General features: G+C 71.9%; 24 protein-coding genes, 1 tRNA gene and 1 pseudogene. 7 read left to right on the plus strand and 19 right to left on the minus strand.

What is annotated here, in order from left to right; translation table 11 throughout:
• Nucleotide 1: 1 nt before the first annotated feature.
• From cysD to HD601_RS04215, 10 genes are all read right to left on the minus strand, one after another.
• Nucleotides 2-910 (minus strand): sulfate adenylyltransferase subunit CysD, encoded by a 909-nt coding sequence (gene cysD / locus HD601_RS04170; RefSeq protein ID WP_184819624.1) that lies wholly within the window; start codon nucleotides 908-910, stop codon nucleotides 2-4.
• Nucleotides 907-1,689 carry an inositol monophosphatase family protein gene (locus HD601_RS04175; protein ID WP_184819626.1) on the minus strand — a complete coding sequence of 261 codons (783 nt, stop codon included), beginning with the start codon at nucleotides 1,687-1,689 and terminating at the stop codon, nucleotides 907-909. The genes cysD and HD601_RS04175 overlap by 4 nt, the downstream gene beginning before the upstream one ends.
• A 99-nt stretch (nucleotides 1,690-1,788) precedes the next feature.
• Nucleotides 1,789-2,673 carry a dTDP-4-dehydrorhamnose reductase gene (gene rfbD / locus HD601_RS04180; protein WP_184819628.1) on the minus strand — a complete coding sequence of 295 codons (885 nt, stop codon included), beginning with the start codon at nucleotides 2,671-2,673 and terminating at the stop codon, nucleotides 1,789-1,791.
• Between the two features lie 71 nt (nucleotides 2,674-2,744).
• On the minus strand, nucleotides 2,745-4,175 hold the full coding sequence (locus tag HD601_RS04185; protein ID WP_184819630.1) for an exopolysaccharide biosynthesis polyprenyl glycosylphosphotransferase: 1,431 nt from the start codon (nucleotides 4,173-4,175) through the stop codon (nucleotides 2,745-2,747).
• A 232-nt stretch (nucleotides 4,176-4,407) separates the two neighbouring features.
• Nucleotides 4,408-4,989, minus strand: a complete 582-nt coding sequence (gene pth / locus HD601_RS04190; protein WP_184819632.1) for an aminoacyl-tRNA hydrolase — start codon at nucleotides 4,987-4,989, stop codon at nucleotides 4,408-4,410.
• A gap of 30 nt (nucleotides 4,990-5,019) precedes the next feature.
• Complete coding sequence (locus HD601_RS04195) at nucleotides 5,020-5,676, minus strand: 50S ribosomal protein L25/general stress protein Ctc (protein WP_184819634.1); 657 nt, start codon at nucleotides 5,674-5,676, stop codon at nucleotides 5,020-5,022.
• A 182-nt stretch (nucleotides 5,677-5,858) separates the two neighbouring features.
• Nucleotides 5,859-6,839 (minus strand): ribose-phosphate diphosphokinase, encoded by a 981-nt coding sequence (locus tag HD601_RS04200; protein WP_184819636.1) that lies wholly within the window; start codon nucleotides 6,837-6,839, stop codon nucleotides 5,859-5,861.
• Entirely contained in the window at nucleotides 6,836-8,236 is a 1,401-nt protein-coding gene (glmU, locus tag HD601_RS04205) for a bifunctional UDP-N-acetylglucosamine diphosphorylase/glucosamine-1-phosphate N-acetyltransferase GlmU (protein ID WP_246400630.1), read from the minus strand. The genes HD601_RS04200 and glmU overlap by 4 nt, the downstream gene beginning before the upstream one ends.
• Before the next feature lie 160 nt (nucleotides 8,237-8,396).
• Nucleotides 8,397-8,469 (minus strand) — tRNA-Gln (locus HD601_RS04210).
• Between the two features lie 734 nt (nucleotides 8,470-9,203).
• Nucleotides 9,204-9,611, minus strand: a complete 408-nt coding sequence (locus HD601_RS04215; RefSeq protein ID WP_184819640.1) for a DUF1801 domain-containing protein — start codon at nucleotides 9,609-9,611, stop codon at nucleotides 9,204-9,206.
• Between the two features lie 137 nt (nucleotides 9,612-9,748).
• On the opposite strand from HD601_RS04215, the gene HD601_RS04220 reads away from it, so the two are divergent.
• Nucleotides 9,749-10,744 (plus strand): acyl-CoA desaturase, encoded by a 996-nt coding sequence (locus tag HD601_RS04220; protein ID WP_184819642.1) that lies wholly within the window; start codon nucleotides 9,749-9,751, stop codon nucleotides 10,742-10,744.
• Between the two features lie 110 nt (nucleotides 10,745-10,854).
• On the plus strand, nucleotides 10,855-11,451 hold the full coding sequence (locus tag HD601_RS04225) for a TetR/AcrR family transcriptional regulator (RefSeq protein ID WP_246400631.1): 597 nt from the start codon (nucleotides 10,855-10,857) through the stop codon (nucleotides 11,449-11,451).
• A 19-nt stretch (nucleotides 11,452-11,470) separates the two neighbouring features.
• Here the strand turns inward: HD601_RS04225 and HD601_RS04230 are convergent, their stop codons facing one another.
• The 3 genes from HD601_RS04230 to HD601_RS04240 form a co-directional block, all read right to left on the minus strand.
• Nucleotides 11,471-12,196, minus strand: coding sequence for a hypothetical protein (locus HD601_RS04230; protein ID WP_184819646.1), 726 nt, complete (start codon nucleotides 12,194-12,196; stop codon nucleotides 11,471-11,473).
• A gap of 87 nt (nucleotides 12,197-12,283) precedes the next feature.
• On the minus strand, nucleotides 12,284-13,318 hold the full coding sequence (locus tag HD601_RS04235) for a fatty acid desaturase family protein (protein ID WP_184819648.1): 1,035 nt from the start codon (nucleotides 13,316-13,318) through the stop codon (nucleotides 12,284-12,286).
• A gap of 86 nt (nucleotides 13,319-13,404) precedes the next feature.
• Entirely contained in the window at nucleotides 13,405-14,172 is a 768-nt protein-coding gene (locus HD601_RS04240) for a methyltransferase domain-containing protein (protein ID WP_184819651.1), read from the minus strand.
• A gap of 94 nt (nucleotides 14,173-14,266) precedes the next feature.
• On the opposite strand from HD601_RS04240, the gene HD601_RS04245 reads away from it, so the two are divergent.
• Nucleotides 14,267-14,767, plus strand: coding sequence for a MarR family winged helix-turn-helix transcriptional regulator (locus HD601_RS04245; protein ID WP_184819653.1), 501 nt, complete (start codon nucleotides 14,267-14,269; stop codon nucleotides 14,765-14,767).
• Between the two features lie 95 nt (nucleotides 14,768-14,862).
• On the plus strand, nucleotides 14,863-16,104 hold the full coding sequence (locus tag HD601_RS04250; RefSeq protein ID WP_184819655.1) for a D-alanyl-D-alanine carboxypeptidase family protein: 1,242 nt from the start codon (nucleotides 14,863-14,865) through the stop codon (nucleotides 16,102-16,104).
• 12 nt (nucleotides 16,105-16,116) lie between these two features.
• On the opposite strand, the gene HD601_RS04255 is transcribed toward HD601_RS04250, so the two are convergent.
• The 3 genes from HD601_RS04255 to trpS are packed head-to-tail and all read right to left on the minus strand — an operon-like array spanning nucleotide 16,117 to nucleotide 18,726.
• Nucleotides 16,117-17,163 carry a YhjD/YihY/BrkB family envelope integrity protein gene (locus HD601_RS04255; RefSeq protein WP_184819657.1) on the minus strand — a complete coding sequence of 349 codons (1,047 nt, stop codon included), beginning with the start codon at nucleotides 17,161-17,163 and terminating at the stop codon, nucleotides 16,117-16,119.
• On the minus strand, nucleotides 17,160-17,711 hold the full coding sequence (locus tag HD601_RS04260) for a 2'-5' RNA ligase family protein (RefSeq protein ID WP_184819659.1): 552 nt from the start codon (nucleotides 17,709-17,711) through the stop codon (nucleotides 17,160-17,162). Before HD601_RS04260 ends, HD601_RS04255 begins: the two co-directional genes overlap by 4 nt.
• Nucleotides 17,712-17,715: 4 nt before the next feature.
• Nucleotides 17,716-18,726 (minus strand): tryptophan--tRNA ligase, encoded by a 1,011-nt coding sequence (gene trpS / locus HD601_RS04265; protein ID WP_184819661.1) that lies wholly within the window; start codon nucleotides 18,724-18,726, stop codon nucleotides 17,716-17,718.
• An 83-nt stretch (nucleotides 18,727-18,809) separates the two neighbouring features.
• On the opposite strand from trpS, the gene manD reads away from it, so the two are divergent.
• Nucleotides 18,810-20,063 carry a D-mannonate dehydratase ManD gene (gene manD, locus HD601_RS04270; protein WP_184819662.1) on the plus strand — a complete coding sequence of 418 codons (1,254 nt, stop codon included), beginning with the start codon at nucleotides 18,810-18,812 and terminating at the stop codon, nucleotides 20,061-20,063.
• Here the strand turns inward: manD and HD601_RS04275 are convergent.
• The gene (locus HD601_RS04275) at nucleotides 20,024-20,722 is read right to left on the minus strand and encodes a DUF4386 domain-containing protein (RefSeq protein WP_184819663.1); all 699 of its coding nucleotides are present in this window, start codon (nucleotides 20,720-20,722) and stop codon (nucleotides 20,024-20,026) included. The two genes, manD and HD601_RS04275, sit on opposite strands and share 40 nt — an antisense overlap.
• A gap of 59 nt (nucleotides 20,723-20,781) precedes the next feature.
• Here HD601_RS04275 and HD601_RS04280 point away from each other — a divergent pair, with 59 nt between their 5' ends.
• On the plus strand, nucleotides 20,782-21,429 hold the full coding sequence (locus HD601_RS04280) for a TetR/AcrR family transcriptional regulator (protein ID WP_425503476.1): 648 nt from the start codon (nucleotides 20,782-20,784) through the stop codon (nucleotides 21,427-21,429).
• A gap of 9 nt (nucleotides 21,430-21,438) precedes the next feature.
• On the opposite strand, the gene HD601_RS04285 is transcribed toward HD601_RS04280, so the two are convergent.
• The gene (locus tag HD601_RS04285) at nucleotides 21,439-22,758 is read right to left on the minus strand and encodes a CNNM domain-containing protein (protein ID WP_184819664.1); all 1,320 of its coding nucleotides are present in this window, start codon (nucleotides 22,756-22,758) and stop codon (nucleotides 21,439-21,441) included.
• A 107-nt stretch (nucleotides 22,759-22,865) separates the two neighbouring features.
• Here HD601_RS04285 and pgm point away from each other — a divergent pair.
• Nucleotides 22,866-24,516, plus strand: a pseudogene (pgm, locus tag HD601_RS04290) (phosphoglucomutase (alpha-D-glucose-1,6-bisphosphate-dependent)).
• 3 nt (nucleotides 24,517-24,519) lie between these two features.
• Here the strand turns inward: pgm and HD601_RS04295 are convergent.
• Complete coding sequence (locus tag HD601_RS04295; RefSeq protein ID WP_184819665.1) at nucleotides 24,520-25,467, minus strand: ArsR/SmtB family transcription factor; 948 nt, start codon at nucleotides 25,465-25,467, stop codon at nucleotides 24,520-24,522.
• Between the last annotated feature and the right edge of the window lie 54 nt (nucleotides 25,468-25,521).

A 25,521-nucleotide genomic window follows, 5' to 3' on the forward strand; every position in this document is an offset into this window, starting at 1 on the left:
CTCAGAAGTAGCCTTCCTTCTTCCGGTCCTCCATCGCGGCCTCGCTGACGCGGTCGTCTCCGCGGGTGGCGCCACGCTCGGTGAGCCGGGTGGCGGCGATCTCCTCGATGACCTTCTCGACGGTGTCGGCGTCGGACTTCACGGCCGCCGTCAGCGACGCGTCGCCGACCGTGCGGTAGCGCACCTTCGCCACGAAGGTCGTCTCTCCCTCGCGCGGCCGGCAGAACTCGTTGTCGGCGAAGAGCATGCCGTCGCGCTCGAACACCTCGCGGTCGTGCGCGTAGTAGATGGACGGGACGGCGATGTTCTCGCGCTGGATGTAGTGCCAGACGTCGAGCTCGGTCCAGTTCGACAGCGGGAACACCCGGATGCTCTCGCCCAGGTGGATGCGGCCGTTGTAGAGGTTCCAGAGCTCCGGGCGCTGGTTCTTCGGGTCCCACTGGCCGAACTCGTCGCGGAAGGAGAACACCCGCTCCTTGGCCCGCGCCTTCTCCTCGTCGCGCCGGGCGCCGCCGAACAGCGCGGTGAAGCGGTGCTTCTCGACCGCCTCGAGCAGGACCGGCGTCTGGATGCGGTTGCGCGAGCCGTTCGGCTCCTCGGCCACCAGACCGCGCTCGATGGCCTCGGGCACTGACGCGACGACGAGGTTGACGCCCAGCTCGGCGACCCGGCGATCGCGGAACTCGAGCACCTCGGGGAAGTTGTGGCCGGTGTCGACGTGCATGACGGGGAACGGCATGGGCGCCGGCCAGAACGCCTTCTCGGCCAGCCGGAGCATGACGATGGAGTCCTTGCCGCCGGAGAACAGCAGGACCGGGCGCTCCAGCTCGGCGGCGACCTCGCGGAAGACGTGCACCGCCTCGGCCTCGAGGTAGTCGAGCTGGGAGAGCTGGTACTCGTGGATCGTCATGAAGACCTCACCGGTTGAGCGACGGCGCCGTCGGCGACGGCGGTCAGGAGCGCGTCGGCGAGCTCCGGGCGGGCGACGAGCAGGTCGGGCAGATACGGGTCGGCCTGGTTGTAGCGCAGCGGCGAGCCGTCGAGGCGGCTGGCGAACAGGCCGGCGGACCGGGCGACGGCGACCGGTGCGGCGGAGTCCCACTCGTACTGGCCGCCGGCGTGCACGTAGGCGTCGGCCTCGCCGCGGACCACGGCGGCGACCTTGAAGCCGGCCGAGCCCATGGGCAGCAGGTCCGCCCCGAGGGCCTCGGCGGCCCGCTGCGCGGCGGCGGGCGGACGGCTGCGGCTGACGGCGATGCGCGGCGGCGCCGCGGGGTCGCGCGGCGGGACGATGGCGGCCGGGTCGGAGCCGAGGGTGACGCCGTCGGCGCCCAGGCCGGGCAGGGCGACGGCGCCCGCCGTCAGCTCGCCGTCCTGCCAGAGAGCGACGTGCACGGCCCAGTCGTCGCGACCGTCACCGAACTCGCGGGTGCCGTCGAGCGGGTCGACGATCCAGACCCGCCGCGAGACGAGCCGGGCGGCGTCGTCGGGCGCCTCCTCGCTGAGGACGGCGTCGCCGGGCCGCTCCGCCGCGAGGGCGTCGGCCAGGAGTCGATGGGCTGCGCGATCCCCGGCGTCGCGCAGCGCCTGAGTGCCCGTGACCGGGTCGTGGTCGCGGCGCAGTGCGAGCAGCAGCGCGCCCGCCTCGGTGGCGAGGCGGGCGGCCAGGATCGCATCGGTGGATGCCACGGAACTCCTCGAAGCCGGTCTCGAACGTCCCAGCCTAGGGCGAACCGGCGGACGATCACGCGCTCGCCCATCATCCGAGACGAGGCGTCCAGCATCCGGTCACTCGACGCCGAGGACGCTCGGCGCGGCCGCCCGCAGCGCCTCGCGCCACGGCCGCAGCGGCGCCAGCCCGAACCGCGCCCACCGCTCCTGCGACAGCACCGAGTGCGCGGGCCGCGGCACGATCCGCGGCACCTGGTCCGCCGCGACCGGCCGCACCCGCTCCGGGTCCAGCCCCAGCTCGGCGTAGACGGCGCGAGCCAGCCCGAACCACGTCGTCGCACCGGAGTTGACGGCATGCAGGACGCCCGAGACGCCGGCCGCCCGGCCGATGTCGACGATGCGGTCGGCCACGTCGAGGGTCCAGGTCGGCTGGCCCCACTGGTCGTCGATGACGTCGGTGAAGGGCCGCTCCGTGGCCGCGGTGGCGGCGGTCCGGACGAAGCTGCGCCCGTACTCGCCGTACAGCCAGCCGGTCCGCAGCACCACACCGGCCTCGGGCAGCGCCTCGAGCACCGCCCGCTCGCCGTCGGCCATGGTGCGCCCGTACGCCGTGGCGGGCGAGACCGGCGCGTCCTCGGCGTACGGCTCCGTGCTGACGCCGTCGAACACGTAGCTGGTCGACAGGTGGATGAGGCGCAGGCCGGACCGGCCGCACGCCTGGGCGAGGTTGGCGGCACCGTGCACGTTGATCGCCCGGGCCGCCCCCTCGTCGACCTCCGCGGCGTCGACGTCGGCCCAGCTGTCGAGGTTGACGACGATCGAGCCGCTGCCGTGCGCGCCGATGCGGGCAATGGTCGTGACGGCGGCGTCGACCGCGCGGCGGTCGGTGAGGTCCAGCACCGTGCGCGTGGCCGGGATGACCCGCTGGCGAACCGCCCGGAGCATGGTCACCAGATCGCGGCCGAGCATGCCGTCGGCCCCGGTGACCAGCCACGTCGCCACACCGACTCCCCTCAGAGGCCGTCAGGACGATACACCGGCCATGAGCCGGCGCTCGTCCCCGGCCGGGGAGATCAGTACGCCCCGGTGCTGCGGACCACCGCCCCGGCCGTGCGGCCCAGCAGCTGCAGGTCCTCGGTGTAGGACCAGTTGTCGACGTAGCGCAGGTCCAGCCGGACGGTCTCGCCCCAGGTGAGGTTGGACCGGCCGCTCACCTGCCACAGGCCCGTCATGCCCGGGATCGCGGCCAGCCGCCGGCGGGCGGTGCCGTCGTACGTGGCCACCTCCTCGGGGAGGGCGGGCCGCGGGCCGACCAGCGACATGTCGCCGCGCAGCACGTTGATCAGCTGCGGCAGCTCGTCGAGCGAGTACTTGCGCAGCAGCCGGCCGATGCTGGTGATGCGCGGGTCGTGGCGCATCTTGAACATCGGCCCGTCGCCGTCGGCGGAGTCGAGCAGCTCGGCGCGGCGCAGGTCGGCGTCGACGTACATGGTCCGGAACTTCAGCATGGTGAAGAACAGGCCGTCGCGGCCCACCCGCACCTGCCGGTAGATGGCCGGACCCGGGTCGGTGACCTTGACGGCGAGGCCGATGGTCAGCAGCAGCGGCGACAGCATGAGCAGGATGAACCCCGCCAGCACGCGGTCGGTCGCGACCTTGGCCGCGAGCCGCAGGCCGGTCGGGCGGACCTGCTTGACGTGCAGCAGCACGCCGGAGCCCATGGTGCCCAGTCCCATGCGGTGCGCGGCGACGTCGGACAGCCCGAGGTCGGTGACGAGGTCGATGCCGATGTCGCCGAGCATCCAGCTCAGCGCGCGCAGGCGGTCGCCGGTGAACTCCGAGCCGGGCGTGACGCAGACCGTGCGGGCACGGACCCGCTGGGCCGCGAGCCGCACCGCGTGGACGATCTCCTCGTCGCGCAGCGCGTCGTCGTGGCCGGGCAGGCCGCCGACGATGCTGCCGACCACCGGGACCGCTCCGGGCGCCTCGGCGGCGTCGCCCTCGACGCAGGCCGCGACGACGGAGAGCGGGTGCTCGCCGTCCTGGGCGAACCGCTCGACGGTGTCGGCGACGGCCGCCGCCGGACCCACCAGCAGCGTGCGCCGCGTGGCCCGGCCGAGCGTGCGCAGCCGGCGCAGCTTGCGCCGGACCGCGACCCGCACGGCGATCGAGCCGACGGCCAGCACCGCGGCCGCCGCGAGGAACGTCGTGCCGAGCAGCGGGATCGAGAACACCGCACCGGCGACGGCTAGGACGGCCACGACGGCGGCCAGCCCCTGGAAGATGTCGCGGTAGGTGTTCTTGACGCCGAACAGCCGGTCGGGCCGGCCGGTCTTGGCGGTCAGCACCAACGGCCACGCGAGCGCCATGACGCTGACGGCGATGGCGACGTCGAGTGCCGACCAGCTGAGCGCCCAGGTGGTGCCGACGGCGAGAGCGCCGGTCAGCAGGTCACCCGCGGCGGTGATCCGACGATAGCGAAATGGACGAGTCGCAGGCGGCACCAAGGGACCGCGCCCATCGAATGTGGACGTGGTTCCGTGCGAACGTGTGCGCGCGCCAGCCGACGACAGATCGACCGTAGCCATGGCCCCCCCAAGGCTCCGATACCCCCCACCGGCTCATCATCAAGCCAGCGAAACTGGGACGGACTATACGCTGTGGGGCCGAATGGGACCAGTCGAATCGGTCGATTTCGAAACCGGCTCCGCCGCGGGCGACGGTGACACCGGATGCTTACACGTTGTAGTGGTTCTGCGCATACGTGAGGCCGTCGACCACGACGGCCTCGGCGGCATCGGCCGCGCGGTCGATCTCGAGATCGATCTCACGCTTCTCAACAGTGGAGAAGGGCTTGAGCACGAATGCCGCGGGGTCCATGCGACCGGGCGGCCGGCCGATGCCGAAGCGCAGCCGGCAGTAGTCGCCGGTGCCGACCCGGGCCCGCACCGACCGCAGCCCGTTGTGACCGTTGTCACCCCCGCCGCGCTTCAGCCGGACGGTACCGAAGGGCAGGTCGAGCTCATCGTGGACGACCAGCAGACGGTCCGGCTCGATCTTGTAGAAGTCGGCGAGCAGCCCGACCGGCCCGCCGGACTCGTTCATGTACGAGTGCGGCTTGGCCAGCACGGCGCGGACACCGGGCACGCCGCCGAGACGGATCTCGGCGACATCGGCCCGGTGCTTGCGCTGCGACTTGAAGGCGACGCCGACCCGCTCGGCGAGCAGGTCGACCACCATGGCCCCGGCGTTGTGCCGGGTGCCGGCATACGTCGGGCCGGGGTTGCCCAGCCCGACCACCAACCACGCGTCGGACATCGACAGGCTCCCCGGCCCGGCGGAGTGAGCTCAGGACTCGTCGGAGGACGCCTCGGCGTCCGCGGCCTCGCCCTCGGCGGCGGCAGCCTCGTCGGCCGGCGCCTCCTCGGCGGCGGCCTCCTCGACCTCGCCCTCGAGCTGCTCGGCGGTGGGAGCAGCGGTGACGTTGACGACCAGCTGCTCGGGGTCGCCGGCCAGGGACGAGCCACGCGCCAGCGTGAGGTCCTTGGCGAGGATCTGGGTGCCCTCTTCGAGGCCCTCGACGGAGACCTCGATGCCCTCGGGCAGGTGGGTCGCCTCGGCCTCGATGGAGACGGTCGACTGGTCGAGGTTGACCAGCGTGCCCGGCGCGGCCTCGCCCGTGACGTGCACCGCCACCTCGACGGTGACCTTCTCGCCGCGCTTGACCAGCAGCAGGTCGACGTGCTCGATGAAGCCCTTGAGCGGGTCGCGCTGCACGTGCTTCGGCAGCGCCAGCTCGCTGCCCCGGCCCTCGATGTCGAGCGTGAGGAGGACGTTCGGGGTCTTCAGGGCGAGCATGGTGTCGTGGCCCGGCAGCGCCAGGTGGACGGGGTCGGTCCCGTGCCCGTAGAGGACCGCGGGAACCTTGGCAGCGCGGCGAAGGCGGCGCGCGGCGCCCTTGCCGAACTCGGTACGCAGCTCGGCGGCGATCTTGACGTCGGACACGGGAGAACTCCTCGGAAAGCGCGGTGGGCGGTCAGCGGCACGTCGGGCTCGGGCAAGGGCGCGCACCGACTGCGCACCGCGTCGATCACGGTGTCGTCAAGAAAGACGCACCCTCGCCGAGGCAACCCGCCAAGTCTAGCCCCCGAGCAGCCCCGATGTGAAACCGGCCCCGAACGTCGTCGCTAGGCGTTCCCGTTGAACAAACTGGTAACGGAGCCCTCTTCGAAGACCTCGTGGATGGCCCGCGCGATGAGCGGTGCGATGGACAGCACCGTCAGCTTGTCGAAGTGCCGGTCCTCGGGGATCGGCAGCGTGTTGGTGACGATGACCTCTTTGATGCCGGCCGAGTTCTTCAGCCGGTCGACCGCGGGGCCGGACAGCACGGCGTGCGTGGCCGCGACGAGCACGTCGGCCGCGCCGGCCTCCATGAGCGCCTCGGCGGCCTGCGTGATGGTGCCGGCGGTGTCGATCATGTCGTCGACCAGGAGGCAGGTGCGGCCCTGGACGTCGCCGACGACCTCGTGCACCTTGACCTCGTTGGCGACGTCGGGGCTGCGGCGCTTGTGGATGATGGCCAGCGGCGTGCCCAGGCGGTCGGCCCACACGTCGGCGACCCGCACCCGGCCCGCGTCGGGCGAGACCACCGTCATGTTCGCCGGCGCGTAGTTGTCCTGGACGTGGTTGGCCAGGATGGGCAGCGCCCACAAGTGGTCGACCGGGCCGTCGAAGAAGCCCTGGATCTGCGCGGTGTGCAGGTCGACGGCCATGAGGCGGTCGGCGCCCGCGGTCTTGAACATGTCGGCGACGAGGCGCGCGGAGATGGGCTCGCGGCCGCGGTGCTTCTTGTCCTGGCGCGCGTACCCGTAGAACGGCATGACTACGGTGATCTGCTTGGCCGACGCCCGCTTCAGCGCGTCGACCATGATCAGCTGCTCCATGATCCACTCGTTGATGGGCGCGGTGTGGCTCTGGATGACGAACGCGTCGCTGCCGCGCACGCTCTCTTCGAACCGCACGTAGATCTCGCCGTTGGCGAAGTTGAACGTCTTGCTGGGCACCAGGCTGACGCCGAGGTGGTCGGCGACCTCCGCGTTGAGCTCGGGATGCGCGCGGCCCCCGAACAGCATCAGCGTCTTCGTGCCCGTCGCGCGGATCCCCGTCACGGCTGCTCCCCCTTGTCGCCGTCGCCCGTGTCGCTCGCGGCCGCCTCGGCTGCCGCGGCGGTCTTGCTGCCGGGGCGCTTGCGCGCCACCCACCCGGCGATGTTGCGCTGCCGGCCCCGCGCGACGGCGAGCTCGCCCGGCTCGGTGCCCGACACGACCGTCGACCCCGCGGCGACGTAGCTGCCGTCGGCGAGCTCGACCGGCGCCACGAGCACCGAGTCGCTGCCCACGAAGACGTGCTTGCCGACCGTGGTCGGGTGCTTGTCGACGCCGTCGTAGTTGGCGAAGATCGTGCCGGCGCCGATGTTCGCGCCCTCGCCGATGGTGGCGTCGCCGACGTAGGTCAGGTGCGGCACCTTCGCGCCCGCGCCGACGGTCGACTTCTTGATCTCGACGTAGGCGCCGGCCTTCGACTTCGCCTCGAGCACGGTGCCGGGCCGCAGGTAGGTGAACGGGCCGATGGTGGCGCCCTCGCCGATCTGCGCGCCGTCCGCGTGGGTGCGCACCACGCTGGCGCCGGGCCCGACGACGGTGTCGATGAGCGTGGAGTCGGGACCGACCTCGGCGCCGGCGGCGACCTCGGTGGCGCCGCGCAGCTGCACGCCCGGGCGCAGCACGACGTCGCGCTCGAGCACCACCGTGACGTCGATGAACGTGGTGGCGGGGTCGATCATGGTGACGCCGGAGCGCATCCACTTCTCGGCGACGCGGCGGTTCAGCTCGCGGTTCATGGCGGCCAGCTGGACGCGGTCGTTGACGCCCTCGGTCTGCCAGGGGTCGTCGGTGACGACGGCGCCGACGCGGCGGCCGTCCTGTCGGGCCAGCCCGAGCACGTCGGTGAGGTACAGCTCGCCCTGCGCGTTCTGGGTGGTGATGCGGCTCAGCCCGTCGCGCAGCACCGCGGCGTCGAACGCGTAGATGCCGGAGTTGATCTCCTTGATCGCCCGCGTCTGCGCGTCGGCATCCTTGTGCTCGACGATGGCGCGCACCGCGCCGTCGGCCTCGCGCACGATGCGGCCGTACCCGGTGGGGTCGGCGACCTCGGCGGTGAGCACCGTGACGGCATTGCCGTCGGCCACGTGCCGGTCGGCCAGCGCGTGCAGGGTGTCGCCCGTCAGCAGCGGCACGTCGCCGTACGTGACGACGACGACGCCGTCGAGCTCGGGCAGCTGCTCCAGCGCCACCCCGACGGCATGGCCGGTGCCGAGCTGCTGCTCCTGCACCGCCGTGGTGACCCCCGGCGCGGTCTCGGTGAGATGCGCGGCCACGAGGTCACGGCCGTGCCCGATGACCACGGTCAGGTGGTCGGGCTTCAGCTCCTGCGCCGCGGCGACGGCGTGCCCGACCAGGCTGCGGCCCGCGACCTCGTGCAGGACCTTCGGGATGGACGACTTCATCCGGGTGCCCTCGCCAGCGGCGAGAACAACGACGGCGGCCGGGCGCGTAGTCACGCGTTCGTGCTCCTCGGCTTCGGTGGCGGGTCCGGACACGACATTACCTGCCCCTGGTCGGCGACGAGAACTTCGCCCGAGACCGTTCGGAGGATGCCGCTCAGAGCTCCGCCGCCAGGGCTCGAACCTGGACAAAGGGCTTCAAAGGCCCTCGTGCTAACCGATTACACTACGGCGGAAAGACGGCGCTCGGCTGTCACATGGCCGCCCGCCCCCTCTACGGTATCGCGACGCTCGCTCCGGCTCGCCGGGCGGACGTCCCGCCGGGGGGTTCGAGGTTCTGCCGGGGTGATGAGGTCGGCTCCCCGTCCCCCCTGCTGCCCAGTGTCTTAGCCGCGTGCACACGCCTCAAGCCGGCGCCCTCTGTGGTCACTACGCCGCTGTGGTTGGGAGGCTTCGGCTTGACCCGCGCACCCGCGGCCAAGAACCTGGCAGCCATCAAGGGGACGGGGAAACTCTGGGCACGCCTCGCCGTGTTCTCCGGCGGTCCGCCCGGGCCGAGATGATCACGTTCACCAGGAACCCGTGCCGCATCGCGGACGTCACACGTCAGGAGGGACTTCTCCCCGCCATAGCGAGGACAAGTCCCTCCCCACACCGCCCACGACCCGACGTCGACAGCCGGAACCGTCCTCGATGGCGAAACCCGTCCTCGAGACCCACAGAGCACGGTTCCTGACATCGAGGACGACCGCAACCAGCGAGCAACCACCGGCCCGTCGCCAGACTCTCCCCGTCCCCCTGATCACTGCCCGTTCTTAGGCCGCGGGGACCCGGGTCAAGTCGAAGCCCCGGAAGCCACAGCGAGACAGCATCACAGAGGGCGCCGACTTGAGGCGGGTCCCCGCGGCCTAAGAATGGGCATCAGGGGGACGGGGGAACCCAGCGCAACCACACGAACCGAAGAAGAACCTCAGTCGGCGGCGTGGTCGACAGCCCTGCGGAGGACCTGCTCGAGCACCGCCCCATCCACGTCGCCGAGACGCTTCACGTAGAGGCAGCTCTTGCTGACGGTGTGCTTGCCGAGCCGGGCGAACAGGTCGGCGTACACGTCGAGGTCGTCGGGCAGGTAGATCGTCAGGGCCTGCCTCCGGGGCGAGAAGCCGATCACGAACCAGTCGAGCTCGCGCCCGCTGTCGTAGCGGAGCCGCCGGGAACCGAAGCCGACGATCCCGACCCCCCACATGGCCGGCGGCGCGCCGGTCACCGCACCCATCAGCGAGCAGACGGCGACGGCGTCGGCGCGGCGGCCGGGGTCGGGCACCTCGGCCAGGAACGCCTCGACGCTGTCGTCGTTTCGCGAGGTCTTCAGCTCCGCCATGTCACACATCATGGCGGACATTCCGGACACATCTCCACCGATCATGCGGGTACAGATCAGGAGATCCGGACTATACGACCTACGGCATCGTAGGTTACGGTGCCGTAAGGAAGGTTCCCCTTACACACGGAGACTCCATGGCTTCCACGGACACGGCGAACAGCCCGCAGTCCCCGGCGCAGAGCGACCTCCCTCGCGGCACGCTGTCGGGTGACACTCAGACCCTCGGCGAGCGGATCACCATCGGCGTCTTCATCGCCGTGCCGTTCGTCGCCCTCGTGGCCGCGATCCCGATCGCGTGGATGGGTGGCTATCTGAGCTGGCTCGACGTCGTGCTGGCCGTGGCCTTCTACGCGTTCACCGGCCACGGGGTCACCGTCGGCTTCCACCGGTACTTCACCCACCGGGCGTTCAAGGCGAACCGCGGCGTGAAGAACACGCTGGCCATCGCCGGCAGCATGGCCGTCGAGGGGCCGGTCATCCGCTGGGTCGCCGACCACCGCCGGCACCACAAGTTCGCCGACAAGGAGGGCGACCCGCACTCCCCGTGGCGCTACGGCGAGACCGTGCCGGCGCTCATCAAGGGGATGTTCTTCGCCCACATGGGCTGGCTGTTCGACGTCGAGCAGACCGACGCGCGCAAGTTCGCGCCGGACCTCATCAAGGACGACGACATCCGGCGCATCAGCAAGCTGTTCCCGCTCTGGGTCGCGCTGTCGCTGCTGCTGCCGCCGATCATCGGTGGGCTGGCCACGTGGTCGTGGCACGGCGCGCTGACGGCGTTCTTCTGGGCCACGCTGGTGCGGGTCGGCCTGCTGCACCACGTCACCTGGTCGATCAACTCCATCTGCCACGCCATCGGCGAGCGGCCGTTCGAGAGCCGCGACAAGTCCGGCAACGTGTGGTGGCTGGCGTTCCTGTCCATGGGCGAGTCCTGGCACAACCTGCACCACGCCGACCCGACCTGCGCGCGCCACGGCGTTCTGAAGGGCCAGATCGACTCCAGCGCCCGCGTCATCTGGGCCCTCGAGAAGGCCGGTTGGGCGTGGGACGTCCGCTGGCCCAGCCCCGAGCGCATCGAGTCCAAGCGCGTCGACGACTACGGCGGCGAAGCCACGCTCATCGCCGACTGAGGACATTCGACGAGGTTCGCGGACCGTAACTGTCGCACCACGGGAGCATGATGGGGCGCGTGACCGACGATGTCGTGACGAGGCCGCGCGCCACACCCAGCCGCGTCCGGATGACCGGCAAGCAACGCCGCGAGCAACTGCTCGACGTGGGCCGCGCCCTGTTCGCCGAGCGCGGCTACGACGGCACGTCCATCGAGGAGGTGTCGGCCCGCGCCGGCGTCTCCAAGCCGGTGGTCTACGAGCACTTCGGCGGCAAGGAGGGGCTGTACGCCGTCGTGGTCGACCGCGAGATGGAGCTGCTGCTCGACCGCATCACGACGGCGCTCGCCTCGGCCACGCACCCGCGGGTCATCCTCGAACGCGCCGCGCTGGCCCTGCTCGACTACATCGAGACGTCCACCGACGGCTTCCGCATCCTGGTCCGCGACTCCCCGGTCGCCCACTCCACCGGCGGGTTCGCCAGCCTCATCTCCGACGCCGCCAGCCAGGTCGAGCACATCCTCGCCGCGCAGTTCAAGGCCCGCGGGTTCGCCACCAAGCACGCGCCCATGTACGCGCAGATGCTGGTCGGCATGGTCGCGCTGACGGGCCAGTGGTGGCTGGAGGTCCGCTCACCCAAGAAGGCCGACGTCGCCGCCCACCTGGTCAACCTGGCCTGGAACGGCCTGTCCGGCCTCGAGCACAAGCCCCGCCTCACCGGCGAGTGATGGTGAAGCGGCCGGGCACCTAGAGGCAGATCTCGATCCCCAGCAGGACCACGCAGACCAGCGAGCCGTCGTCGTCATCGTCGTCCGTGGGCGGCTCCGACGGCGGCGACGGCTTCGGGGTCTCCGACGGGGTCGGCTCGGGCGACGCGGGGGGCTTCGGCGGCTTCGGTGTGGCCGACGGCTCCGGCTCCGGCTCGTCCGACGGCGTTCCGGGCGACGACGGCGACGGCTGCGGCTCGTCGTCCTCACCGGGCGGCGACGGCGGGTCGTCGGGCCGGCCGGGGGTCTCGCCCGCCGGGGGGTCCTGCGGCGCGTCGTCCGGCGATCCGGGCGGTCGCTGCGACGGCGACCCCGGCGGCTCGTCGGCGCTGCCGGCGCCACCGTCATCGGACGGCGACCCGGACCCCGTCGGGCCCCCGGCCGAGGTGGGCGAGGGGTCCGACGACAGGCCGTCCACACCGGGCCGACCTGCCGTCGGCTGGGGTGACGGGGTGCCCGTGGCGGACATCGGCGCCGGCTCCTGAGGCGTACGCGCGCCCCCGTCCCGATCCTGGAACCCCGGATACTGCCCCTCCGAGTCATCCGGTGTCCCGTCGCGCCTGGAGGCCGCCGGCTCCCCTTGGTCGGCCACGACGGCGGCGACCGGGACGGCGAGCGCGGCGAGCGCGACGAACTTCAGGACGTGCCGGCGGACGCGCTGCAGCCCCAGGACGGCGCCGCTGGGCGCCCGTTTGTGTCCCCCCACGAGAGGAGAAGGTAGCGTCCGGCGATCACTCTGCGTGGCGTTTTGGCGGAACTCGTGCCGATGCGCTGCTGTTTGGCCGGAAGGACGTCACTGTGCGTGGCTTCGCAACGGCTCGCCGACGTCGTGCATGTGCCGCAGCGCGATGCGGTAGGACTCGATCAGCCCGGTCTCCGCGTACGGCACGCCCAGCTCCGCACAGTACTGCCTGACGATCGGCTTCGCCTTCCGGAGGTTCGGCGTCGGCATGTTCGGGAACAGGTGGTGCTCGATCTGGTGGTTGAGACCGCCGAGCGCGACGTCCATGACCGGACCGCCGCTGACGTTGCGCGAGGTCAGCACCTGCTTGCGCAGGTAGTCCAGCTCGTCCTCCTCAGTGAGCGTCGGCATGCCCTTGTGGTTCGGCGCGAAGGTGCAGCCGAGGTAGATGCCGAACAGCGCCTGGTGCAGGACGACGAACGCGAGCGCCTTGCCGGGCGGCAGCACGGCGAGCACCAGCGCGAGGTAGCCGGCGAAATGGGCGAGCAGCAGGCCGAGCTCGAGCCGTCGCCGCTTCAGCCGCGGGTCGAGCGTCGCGCGGACGCTGGCGACGTGCAGGTTGAACCCCTCGAGCGTGAGGAGCGGGAAGAACAGGAACGCCTGCCGCGCGGCGATGATCCGGGTCAGCCCCGATGCCCTGCCCGCCTGCCGCTCCGACCAGACGAGGATGTCCGGCGACACGTCGGGGTCGAGCTCCTCGTGGTTGGGGTTGGCGTGGTGACGGGTGTGCTTGTCCATCCACCAGCCGTAGCTCATGCCGATGCCGAGGTTGCCGGCGATGCGCCCGGCGATCTCGCTGGGCCGGCGACGGCGGAACACCTGCCGGTGGGCGAGGTCGTGGGCGACCAGCGCCACCTGGGCGAACACCACAGCGAGGACGGCCGCGAAGAGCAGCGTCCACCACGAGTCGCCGACGGCGGCGAAGCCGCTCCACGCCGCCCCGTAGGCCACGGCGACGAGGCCGATGCGGGCGGCGTAGTAGCCGGGCCGGCGGTCCAGCAACCCGGCGTCGGCGATCTTCCGGGACAGCCGGGCGTAGTCGCTGCCGGGGCGCGGAGCAGCGGGGATGTCGGTGTCGGTGGTCATGGTTCGATCCTCGGAGCCGAGGGTGCCCCGGCGACATCCCGGCACCACCCCGCTTCGCCCGGGGGACAGCCCCACCCCGGGCGCGCTCAGGCGGGCTTGCGGCCGACGGCGAAGATCCGGCGGTACGGCAGCACGGTCCCGTGCGCGCCGGGCGGGTAGGCACCCCGCAGCAGGTCGCGGTACTCGCCGACGAAGGTGTCTCTGTCGGCGTCGGACAACGCGGCGAGGTACGGCCGCAGCCCCGTCCCGCTCATCCACTCCAGCACGGCGTCCTCGCCCTGGAGCAGCTGGACGTAGGTGGTCTCCCACACGTCGGCGCCGAACCCGAGGTCGAGCAGCGCGTCGAGGTAGGCGACCGGCTCATGCGCCGACGGACGCTCGAGGTCGTGCAGCTCGGGCCACCGGTCGCCGGCGGCCAGCTCGCGCAGCAGGACGTGCGCCGGCTCGGCGAAGTTGCCCGGGATCTGGAAGGCGAGCCAGCCGCCGTCGGCGACGTGTCCGGCCAGCCGGGGCAGCAGCGCGAGGTGCCCGGGCACCCACTGCAGCGTCGCGTTGCTGAGCAGCACGTCGACGGGGCGCGACGGCGTCCAGTCGCGCAGGTCGGCGTGGACGAACTCGACCCCGGCGGGCGGGTCGGCCGGCGTCGCGGCGATCATCTCCGCGGACGCGTCGACGCCGACGACGTGCGCGCCCGGCCACCGCTGCGCCAACCCCACGGTGAGCGTGCCCGGCCCGCAGCCGAGGTCGGCCACCTCGGCGACGGTCCCGGGCTCGGCGCGCACCTGGGCGATGAGGTCGGTGAACGGCCGGGCCCGCTGGCTCGCGAAAGTCAGGTAGCGGTCCGGATCCCACATCGTGCGGCCCTCCCAGAAATCTTGACGTCGAGATAACCGAATCAGACCGCTCTCTCGACGTCAAGATGCTTGGCCGACACCGTAGAGTCGGACCATGGCGCAGGACGAGGTCGACCGGCTGACCGAGGCGTGGCGGCACGAGCGGCCCGACCTCGACGTCAGCCCCATGGAGGTGCTCTCGCGCGTCAGCCGGCTGGCCCGGCACCTCGACCGCGAACGCCGGGCCGCGTTCGCCGAGCACGGCCTCGAGCCCTGGGAGTTCGACGTGCTCGCGGCGCTGCGCCGGGCCGGCGAGCCGTACGAGCTGTCCCCCGGCGTCCTGCTCGGCCAGACGCTGGTCACCAGCGGCACCATGACCGCGCGGGTCGACAAGCTCACCGCCCGCGGGCTGGTGAGCCGCCGCCGCGACGAGGACGACCGCCGCGCCGTCCGGGTCCGGCTCACCGAGTTCGGCAAGAAGTCCGTCGACGCCGCCCTCGAGGGGCTGCTCGCGAACGAGCGGAGGCTGCTGGTCGGGCTCGACACCGAGGAGCGCAAGCGGCTCGGCGACCTGCTGCGCACGCTCGTGCTCCCCTTCGACGACGCACCGAGCTGACTGTTCCGTCACCGAATGGGCTGATCTCCTTTCCTCGTGGGACTCATCACCGCTTCTGACCCTGCGGTCGGCCGTTGGTTAGGCTGACGTCGACCATGGGCTCCGCACTGCGCTCCCCCCGCAGCCACCGCGCCTGGATCACGGCGGTGGCTGCCCTCGTCGTGCTCGGGTCCGGGGCGCTGCTGCCGGCCGGAGCAGCGACGGAGACGCCTGCGGCCTCCGAGCCGGGCAGCCCGACGCCGGCGCCGTCGCCCACCGTCCTCGAACCGCCGGCCGACTCCCCGGTCGACGAGATCGTCGGCGGCGAGGATCTGGCGGCCACCGGGATACCGCTGGTGTCGCCGTCGGCGCCGCCGCTGCCGTCGGTCGACGCGCAGGCCTGGCTGGTCGCCGACGCCGAGTCCGGCGACGTGCTCGCCGCGTACAGCCCGCACGAGCGCCGTCCCCCGGCCAGCACGCTCAAGCTGCTGACGGTGCTGGCCGCCGGCGCCTCGCTCGACCCCGAGGAGACCTACGTCGCCACCGAGGCCGACACCTCGGTCGAGGGCAGTCGCGTCGGCATCGTCGCCGCCCAGACCTACACCGTCGACCAGCTGCTGCACGGCCTGCTGCTGGCGTCGGGCAACGACGCCGCGCACGCCCTCGCCGAGGCGGCCGGCGGGCTCGACGAGACCGTCGACGAGATGAACGACGAGGCCCGCCGGCTCGGCGCGTTCGACACCAGGGCCGCCACGCCGCACGGCCTCGACACGCCCGGCCAGCTGTCGTCGGCGTACGACCTCGCGCTCATCGGCCGCGAGGCGCTGGACGACGAGACCATCACCCGGCTGGCCGGCACGCCCGTCTACGACTTCCCCGGCACCGACGGCGCGACCTTCCAGATCCAGAACCAGAACCGGCTGCTCGGCTCGTACGAGGGCGCCATCGGCCTGAAGACCGGGTTCACGACGCTGGCCGGGCACACGTTCGTCGGCGCGGTCGAGCGCGACGGCCGGCTGCTCATCGCGACGATCCTCGGGTCCGAGGGGCGGGCCGAGGATGCCGCGGCCGCCCTGTTCGACTGGGCCTTCGCCGCTCCGGAGGCGCCGGCGGTCGGCCACCTCGTCGCGCCCGACGAGGTCGAGACCATGGTCACCGAGGCATCCGACGACGGCGACATCATCGGCCGCAACCCGCTCGAGGACTACGAGGACGTGCTCAGCAGTCCGGGCGGCAGCTCCCAGGGCGTGCCGACGGTGGTCTGGCTCAGCCTCGCCGCGGCGGCGCTGGCCGGCGGGCTCGGCTTCGCCCTGCGCCGACGCCGTCCCAAGACGACGGGCCGCTACTCCTCGAAGTGACGGCGTCGCCGGTCAGTCGTCGTGCCGGCGCAGCGCCGACGTCGCCGTGCGGGCGGCCCGGGTGGCGAAGATCGCCAGCGCGAGGCCGGCCGCACCGAGCACGGCACCGGCGGCCACCCCCGTCGCGCGGACCTGGCCGGGCGTCAGCACGTCGGCCGGAGACGGCACGGCCGGCTGGACGCCGCGGGTCTGCGACTGCAGCGCCCGCGTGCTCTCCGCCCGCTCGTTCGCCTCGAGCTGGTCGATGGCGCTCTCGGCCGTGATGGCGGCGGCCACCATGAGCAGCCGGGTCACCAGGTAGATCCAGGCCAGCATGGCCAGGGGCGTGGCGAACGCCGCGTAGGAGTTCTGCGTCGCCGTGCCGACGACGTACTGGACGAGGAACTGCTTGAGCGCCTCGAAGACGACGGCGCTCAGCAGGGACACCACGGCGAGGTTGCGCCACGGCACGACGATGCGCGGCAGCCCGGCCAGCAGGTAGGCGAACAGCGCCGTGCTGGCGCCCACCGACACCAGGCCGCTGATCAGCCGGAGCAGCCAGCCGCCGCTGCCGAACCCGAGCCAGTCGAGCACGTCGCCGGCGAAGGAGATGAGCACGACGCTGGCGCCGGACGACACCAGGATCAGCAGGCCGAGCCCGGCCAGCACCGCGATGTCCCAGGCCTTGCGCACCACGATGTTGCCGGGCTGGTCGTCGAGGCCCCACATGGACCGGACCGCGGCACGGACGGAGTCGACCCAGCCGAGGCCGGTGAAGAGCAGGACCAGCGCACCGATGACCCCGACCGTCCCCGCGTTCTCGTGGAAGGTCGACACGTTGACGTTCAGGCCCGGCAGGTTCTCGTTGACGATGTCCTGCACGCGCTCGACCCCCGACGGCCCCGCGACGGCGCTCACGATGGCCGCCGACAGCACCAGCAGGGGGAACAGCGACACGAACCCGTAGAAACTGGACGCGCCGGCCAGTCGGTTGCCCCGCAGGTCGCCGTAGCGTTTCCAGGCGCGCAGTGGGAGGGTCAGCTGCAACCGCGCCCACACCGTGCGGAGCCGGGCGATCACACGCGGGCTGCCTCTCCCGTCAGGACGAAGTCGCGTTCGCGGCGCCAGTAGCCGTCGTCGCCGTGCTCGTAGAGGCTGAACGCGGCGACGTCGAAGCCGGCGTCGTAGCCCGCCAGGGTGTCGAAGGCGTTGTCCATGGCCTCTTCGGACACGTGGTGGGCGACGGTGACGTGCGGGTGGTACGGGAACGACAGCTCGACGTCGAGCGGGCCGGTGCGGATGGCGTCGGACAGCCGCTCGCACGCGGAGATGCCCTGCGCCAGCGCCACGAACACCACGGGCGACACGGGCAGGAAGGTGGCGGTGCCGCGCAGGTGCACCCGAAAGGGCGCGAACCGGCTGGCGACCTTGTCGAGGTGCTCGTACAGGCCGGAGCGGTCGGCGTCGGCGATGACCCTGGGCGGCAGCAGCGTGATGTGCGCCGGAATGGCGTCGGCGAGAGGGTCGCCGAACGAGCGCCGCCAGTCCTGCAGCTCGCTGCCGTAGGGCTCCGGAATGGGGACGGCCAGTCCGATGGTCTGGCCGGCGGGCCGGGAGTCGACTGTCACAGGGTCACCGCGCTGCAAGGAACCCGACGCGCTCGTACACGGTGGCGAGCACCGGCGCGGCGACCTCGCGGGCCTTGGCGGCACCCCTGGCCAGGACGGCGTCCAGCTCGGCGGGGTCGTCGAGGAGTTCGTTGACCCGCTGCTGGAACGGAACGACGACGTCGAGCACCGCCGCCGCCACCTCCTTCTTCAGGTCGCCGTACCCCCGCCCGGCGAAGTCCTGCTCGATCTGCGCGACCGAGCGACCGCTGAACGCAGCCAGGATAGTGATGAGGTTGGTGACTCCGGGCTTGTTCTGCGCATCGGCGACGACCTCGCGCCCGGTGTCGGTGACGGCGCTCTTGATGCGCTTCTCGATGGTCTTGGGCGACTCGAGCAGCTCGATGAGCCCGGACCCGGCCACGCTCTTGCTCATCTTGGCCGTGGGCTCCTGCAGGTCGTAGATCTTCGCCGTGGCCTCGGGGATGTACGCCTTGGGCAGCACGAACGTCTCGCCGAAGCGGGAGTTGAACCGGCCGCCGAGGTCGCGGGTGAGCTCGATGTGCTGGCGCTGGTCCTCGCCGACCGGGACCTGGTCGGCGTTGTAGAGCAGGATGTCGGCGGCCTGCAGGATCGGGTAGGTGAACAGCCCGACGGTGGTGCTGTCGGCGCCGGCGCGGGCGGACTTGTCCTTGAACTGCGTCATGCGGCTGGCCTCGCCGAAGCCGGTGATGCAGCTGAGCACCCAGGCAAGCTGCGGGTGCTCGGGCACGTGGCTCTGCACGAACAGCGTGCTGCGTTCGGGGTCGACGCCGCCGGCGAGGTACTGCGCCGCCGTGACGCGGGTGCGCTGGCGCAGCTGGGCGGGGTCGTGCCCGGCGGTGATGGCGTGGAGGTCGACGACGCAGTAGAAGGCGTCGTGGTCCTCTTGCAGCGCGACCCATTGCCGCAGCGCCCCGAGGTAGTTGCCCAGGTGCAGCGACGCGTTGGTCGGCTGCATGCCGGAGAGCACACGGGGGCGGCGACTGTTGGTCATACGGTCATTCTGTCAGTCACTGCGCGGCGGGACACGCCGGTGCGCCGTTACGCCCGCCTGGGCCGGTCCCTAGCATGCATCGCATGACGCGCATCGAGACCGCCGAGGTCGTGGTGACCAGCCCGGACCGCAACTTCGTCACGTTGCGGCTGACCACCGACGAGGGGCTGGTCGGGCTCGGCGACGCGACGCTGAACGGTCGCGAGCTGGCCGTGGTGTCCTACCTGCGTGACCACGTGGTGCCGCTGCTGATCGGCCGCGACCCGCATCGCATCGAGGACACCTGGCAGTTCCTGTATCGGGGCGCGTACTGGCGGCGGGGTCCGGTGACGATGGCCGCGATCGCCGCGGTCGACGTCGCGCTCTGGGACCTGAAGGCGCGGGCGGCGGGGATGCCGCTGTACCAGCTGCTCGGCGGGGCGTCGCGTGACGGGCTGCTGGCGTACGGGCATGCCTCCGGCCGGGACCTGCCGGAACTGTTCGACAGCGTCCGCGACCACCTCGAGCAGGGCTACCGCGCCATCCGCATCCAGACCGGCGTCCCCGGCCTGAAGACCATCTACGGGGTCGCGTCCAACGCCCGCAGCGCCGAGCCCACCGGCGCCGACGACGGCGGCCGCTACGACTACGAACCGGCCGGCCGCGGCCCCCAGCCGCAGGAGGAGGACTGGGACACCCCCGCCTACCTGCGGCACCTGCCGACGGTGTTCGAGGCGGTCCGTCACGAGTTCGGGCCGGAGCTGCCGCTGCTGCACGACGGGCACCACCGGATGACCCCGATCCAGGCCGCCAAGCTGGGCAAGTCGCTGGAGCCGTACGACCTGTTCTGGCTCGAGGACTGCACTCCCGCGGAGAACCAGCAGGGCCTGCGCCTGGTCCGGCAGCACACCACGACGCCGCTGGCGATCGGCGAGGTGTTCAACACCGTCTGGGACTACCAGACCCTCGTCAGCGAGCAGCTCATCGACTACGTCCGCTCCGCCGTCACGCACACCGGCGGCATCACCGCGCTGCGCAAGATCCTCGACTTCGCCGCGCAGTACCAGATCAGGTCCGGCATCCACGGGCCCACCGACATCTCCCCGGTCGGCATGGCCGCCGCGCTGCACCTGGACCTCGCCATCCACAACTTCGGCATCCAGGAGTACATGAAGCACGGCGCTCGCACCGACGAGGTGTTCCGCCAGTCGTTCCGCTGGGAGGACGGCCTGCTGCACCCCGGCGACGAGCCGGGCCTCGGCGTCACCCTCGACGTCGACGGGGCCGGGAAGTACCCCTACGTCCAGGCCTACCTCCCCTACAACCGGCTCTCCGACGGCACCGTCCACGACTGGTGACGGCGGGCGGCGACCAGCAGCCAGAGCATGAGCGCGATCTCGCCGACGAAGGTGACGGCCGCGACCTCGAACGGCGGGTCCGCCACCAGCACCTTGGCCGCTGAGTCGACGACGTAGCCCGCACCGGCGACGCACACCAGCACGCCGACGAGTCGCGGCACCCATGTCGAGCGGAGGGCCAGGGAGCCGACGACGACGAGGTGCAGGCCGAAGACGGCGAGCCCGGCGCTCCAGATCGCGTCGAACGTGTCGATCCGCGACAGCGCGAGCGCCTGGCGCTGCTGCTCGGTGAACCCGCCGAACGCCGCCGCGTCCGTCAGCGGTGACAACGCCGCGACGAGCTGGGCGATGGCCGTGAGGAAGACGGCCGCATAGGCGACCCGGAACCACGCCGCGAGCATCGACACCGCCCGGTCGACCGGCTCGAACAGCCGGTACAGCGCCCACGCCACCACGATGTCGAGGACCACGACCAGGCAGAAGCTCGCGATCCCGAGCCGGTAGAGGCCCTCCGAGTCGAGGACGTCGGCCGCCGTGCGGGCTGGATCGCCGGGCGTCACCAGCCCCTCGAGCACGACGAAGTTGGCGAACCCGCCCAGGAGTGCCATGGCCGCCAGGCCGATCCCCGCCAGCAGCGCGATACCGTACTTAGTACGCATACTTAGTACGGTAATGGGTTAGAGTGACGTCGGCAAGAGTGACGTCGACGACACCGGAGATCCACGTGACGCAGACAGGCCGCGGCCGGCTCACCCGCGACCGGGTGCTGGCCGGCGCCGTCGAGGTCGCCGACGACGCCGGCATCGGTGCCCTGACGATGCGCGCGCTCGCCGATCACCTCGGCGTCAAGCCGATGGCGCTCTACCACCACGTCGCGCACAAGGACGAGATCCTCGACGGCATCGTCGACCTCGTCTTCGGCGAGATCGAGCTCCCCATACCCGGCGGCGACTGGGCCGACGAGCTACGACGCCGGGCGCGGTCGGCCCGGACCGTGCTCCGTCGTCACCCCTGGGCCATCGGACTGCTGGAGAACCGCGTCACCCCAGGGCCGGCCACGCTGCGCCACCACGACGCCGTCCTCGGCACCCTCCGGCAGGCGGGCTTCTCCGTCGCCATGACGGCCCACGCCTACGCGCTGCTCGACGCCTACGTCTACGGATTCGTCGTCCAGGAGATCTCGCTGCCCTTCGAGGGCCAGGGTACGGCCGGCGAGGTGGCGCAGACCATGCTCGCCCAGTTCCCCGCCGACCGGTACCCGCACCTGATGGAGCTCATGACCGAGCACGCCATGCGCGACGACTACGACTTCGGCGACGAGTTCGACTACGGCCTCGACCTCGTCATCGGCGCCCTCAGCCCGTGACCGGCGCGCTCAGCCCGTGACGGGCGGCATCGCCTCGGACGGCACCGCCTCGGGACGGGGGTGGACGCGCAGCCGGGACGCACGCCGTCCGTCCAGCGAGAGCACCTCGATGCGCACGCCGTCGTAGTCGACGACGTCACCGACCGACGGAAGCCGTCCCAGCCGGGCGACGACGAAGCCGGCGACGGTCTCGTACGGCCCGTCGGGCAGGCGCACGCCGGTGCGGTCGGCGAAGTCGCCGAGGTTGAGCATGCCGTCGACGTCGACCACGCCGCCGGCGCCGGCCGCGGTGGGCAGCTCGTCGGTGTCGTACTCGTCGCGGATCTCGCCGACCAGCTCCTCGACGAGGTCCTCGAGGGTGACGATGCCGGCGGTGCCGCCGTACTCGTCGACGACGACGGCGAGGTGCGAGCCCTCGCGACGCATCTCCGACATCGCCGGGAGCACGCGCTTCGTGCCGGGCAGCACGAGCACGTCGCGGACCAGCTCGCCCACGCGGATGCTGCGGCCGGACACCTCGGGGTCGAAGAGGTCGCGCACGTGCACGAACCCGACGACGTCGTCGGTGGACGTGCCGACCACCGGGTAGCGCGAGTGCGGCATCGTCGACGCCAGCTTGACCGCCTTGAAGACGGGCATGTCGGCGTCGAGGAAGTCGACCTCGGTGCGCGGTCGCATGACCTCGCGGACCTGCCGGTCGCCCACGTCGAGCACGTCGCCGACGATGCGGCGCTCCTCCTCGCTCAGGCCCTCGTGGCCCGAGACGAGCTCGCGCAGCTCGTCCTCGCTCATCTCCTCGCGCTGCGCCGACGGGTCGCCGCCGAGCCCGCGGACGACGAGGTCGGTGGACTTGGACAGGAACCAGATGACCGGGCGCATCAGCGTCGCGAACCGGTCCAGCGGCGGCGCGACGGCCATGGCGACGCCGGCCGCCCGCTGCAGGGCGATGCGTTTGGGTACGAGCTCACCGAGCACCAGCGAGAGGTAGGCGATGAACAGCGTGAGCGCGATGAAGGAGAGGGTGTCGGCGGCGCCCTCGGGCAGCCCCGCGTCCTGCAGGAGCGGCGAGAGGTCGGGCGCGAGGGTCGAGGCGCCGTAGGCGGCGGAGAAGAAGCCGGCGACGGTGACGCCGATCTGCACGGCGGAGAGGAAGCGGTTGGGGTTGCGGGCGAGCTCGGAGACCCGTTCGCCGCGACGGCTCTGGTGGGCCATCTGGCCCAGCTGGCTCTCACGCAGCGACACGAGGGCGAGCTCGGTGGCCGCGAAGACCCCGCCGATGAGGATGAACACGAGGACGAGACCGAAGTTCAGCAGGGTGCCCTGGTTCACGAGCGGGACCCCTGCACGCTATGTCGGCCGGGTGTGCTGTCGTTCATCCGCGAATTGTATGGGGATGCCACGCTCCAGCCGTACCCGAGCCGAGAGAGGATGACACGGTGACGAACCACCCGCGTGCGGGTCTGCCCGCCGCCCCCGAGGACCTGGTCGACGTGCCCCAGCTGGTGCGGGCGTACTACACGACCCATCCGGACCCCGGCGACCCCGGACAGCGGGTCGCGTTCGGCACCTCCGGCCACCGCGGGTCCTCGCTGGGCGCGGCGTTCAACGAGGACCACATCGCCGCGACGTCGCAGGCGATCTGCGACTACCGGGCGGCCAACGGCATCGACGGGCCGCTCTTCCTGGGCAAGGACACGCACGCGCTGTCCGAGCCGGCGTGGGCGACGGCGGTCGAGGTGTTCGCGGCCAACGAGGTGACGCTGCTGGTCGACGCCGACGAGCGGTACACGCCGACGCCCGCCGTGTCGCACGCGATCCTCACCTACAACTCCGTGCCGGGGCGGCGCCGCGCCGACGGCGTCGTCGTCACCCCGTCGCACAACCCGCCCTGGGACGGCGGCTTCAAGTACAACCCGCCGGACGGCGGCCCGGCCGGCTCGGAGATCACCGGCGCCATCCAGGACGCCGCGAACCACTACCTCGAGCGCGGGCTGCACGGCGTGCGGCGCCTGCACCTGGCGTCGGCGCGGGCGGCGGAGACCACGTCCACGTACGACTTCCTCGGCGCCTACGTCGACGACCTGCCGTCGGTCATCGACATCGCCGCGATCAGGGCGGCCGGGGTGCGCATCGGCGCCGACCCTCTCGGCGGCGCGTCGGTGGACTACTGGGCGGCCATCGCCGAGCGGCACGGCCTCGACCTCACCGTCGTCAACCCGCTGGTCGACCCCACGTGGCGGTTCATGACGCTGGACTGGGACGGCAGGATCCGCATGGACTGCTCGTCGCCGTACGCCATGGCGTCGCTGATCTCGAAGCTGTCCGACGGCGCCGACTTCGCGGTCGCGACCGGCAACGACGCCGACGCCGACCGGCACGGCATCGTCACGCCCGACGGCGGGCTGATGAACCCCAACCACTACCTCGCCGTCGCCATCGACTACCTCTTCCGGCACCGCGCCGACTGGCCCGATGCCACCGCCGTCGGCAAGACCCTGGTCAGCTCGTCCATGATCGACCGCGTGGCCGCGTCGCTGGGCCGGCCGCTGCTCGAGGTGCCGGTCGGGTTCAAGTGGTTCGTGCCGGGCCTGGTCGACTCCTCGGTCGGATTCGGCGGCGAGGAGTCGGCGGGCGCGTCGTTCCTGCGCCGCGACGGCCGCGTCTGGACCACCGACAAGGACGGCATCATCGCCTGCCTGCTGGCGGCGGAGATCATCGCGGTGACGGGGTCGACGCCGAGCGAGCACTACGCCCGGCTCACCGAGATGTTCGGCGACCCGGTGTACGCGCGGGTCGACGCCCCCCGCGTCGCGCGAGCAGAAGGCGGTCCTCGCGAAGCTGTCGCCGGAGCAGGTGACGGCGACGGAGCTGGCCGGCGAGGCGATCACGGCGAAGCTGACGGCGGCGCCGGGCAACAACGCCCCGATCGGCGGGCTCAAGGTCGCGACCAAGTCCGGCTGGTTCGCCGCGCGCCCGTCCGGCACCGAGGACGTCTACAAGATCTACGCCGAGAGCTTCGAGGGGCCGGAGCACCTGGCCCGCATCCAGGCCGAGGCGCGCGCCGTCGTCGACGACGTGCTCGGGTAGTCGTCAGCGGCCTTCCGCGACGCTGCGGCCGGTGGCGGACTGCCAGTACAGGACCGATCGGCCGGACCGGCGCCGTTCCAGCAGCCCGGCGTCGGTCAGCACCCGCAGGTGGTCCGAGACGCTCGCCAGCGCCAAGCCGGTGGTCGCGACCAGCGACGTCGTGCTGACCGGCTCGGCCGCCTCGACCAGGATGCGCGCGCGATGGCGGCCGAGCAGGCGCACCAACGGCTCGGCCGCGACCGCGTCCGTCGCGAAGATGCCCGTGACGGGGTACATCAGCGAGTAGAGGTCCGGCGGCAGCCAGCCGACGTGCACGCGCTGCGCGTGCGTCGCGATGAACAGCAGGTCGCACCCGCGGACGTCGGTCACCGGATAGTCCCAGCGGTTGATCTGGATCCGCCCGTCGCCCAGCCAGTGCACGTCCGGCCCCAGCCCGCGCAGCACTCCGGCCCACCCCTGCTCGCTGAGCCGCGACGTCCGCGACACGATGTCGGCGCGCAGTAGCCGGTTCCGTCGTGGCCACTCCGGCTCGACGGTCTCGGTCCAGATCCACCGCAGCAGCGCCGCCGCCTCGGCCGCCAGGCCGCTCGTCTCGATCAGCAACGGCGGCAGCGGCGTGCGCACGACGCTCAGGTCCGCGCGGATGCGGTCGTCGGACAGGGCGAGCAGCGCCTCCAGCTCCTCGTGCAGCTCGAGGTCCGGCGTGGACGGCAGCAGGGCGAAGAAGTCGGCGGCCCAGCTCCGGCTGAATGCGCTGTCGACCAGTGCCTCCCACACCGGGTGGGCCGCCAGCACGGCGCGGTAGGCGGCGGAGTGCGCGTCCTTCCACGGCCGGAACCACGGCTCGACCGGTGCGCGCAGCAGCTTGAGCGCCGACACGGTCTCGATGTACGGCGACGTGCCGAACCGCGCGTTGGCGAGGGTGTCGGCATCGACCAGGAACTCGGACAACGTTTCGCCTCCACCCGAAACTGTAGGCGCCGCGCGCACCGGCGTCGATGCTGC

Origin of the sequence: Jiangella mangrovi, from assembly GCF_014204975.1 — a bacterium.
Classification (GTDB): Bacteria; Actinomycetota; Actinomycetes; order Jiangellales; family Jiangellaceae; genus Jiangella; species Jiangella mangrovi.